Below are 498 nucleotides of genomic sequence, written 5' to 3'. Positions count from 1 at the left end.
AGAAATGACTGATAAAGCAGTGAAGCAGTGTATTGAAAAGCTTCATTCAGAAAACTTACCAACACCGTCATATATTGACCATTTGGTTACAACATCCGACTATCCTCCTTTTTCTGATAAAATAATGTTATCTCATAAGTTGGACATGTTCTCTATGAAGATTAGGTCATTTGGAAACTCATTAGCGGTAAATGGAAGAAGAGATATAGGTGCATTATATGTAAGAAATATGACTAATGTTGGCGTATTTGTTGATGATGCTGCCAATATTTTAATTGATAAAGGATGGTTGGAATCGCCACCAAAAGCATTTGATAGAAGTTAATTGACAATCGAATAGATTAAAAAAATCTTCATTAGCAAGCTAATTGAAAAAAGAATATAGAAAAGGAATAGAAAAATGTGACGAACAGAAAAGAAGCGTTATTATGGAGTATAGCACTTCCTGGATTTGGTCAACTTCTAAATGATAAATTAATAAAAGGTATTAAGCAGCCA

At 32.1% G+C, this 498-nt stretch carries 1 protein-coding gene; it reads left to right on the top strand.

What is annotated here, in order from left to right:
• Nucleotides 1-325: DUF3231 family protein (locus tag V7068_RS20735; RefSeq protein ID WP_499714363.1), on the top strand; the 325-nt coding region annotated here is incomplete at its 5' end.
• Nucleotides 326-498: the final 173 nt, after the last annotated feature.

This window comes from Bacillus sp. JJ634 (genome assembly GCF_036962285.1).
GTDB classification, from domain to species: Bacteria; Bacillota; Bacilli; order Bacillales; family DSM-1321; genus Peribacillus; species Peribacillus asahii_A.
Note: the sequence above shows the minus strand (reverse complement) of the source record. Positions and strands in the feature narration are given on the sequence as shown.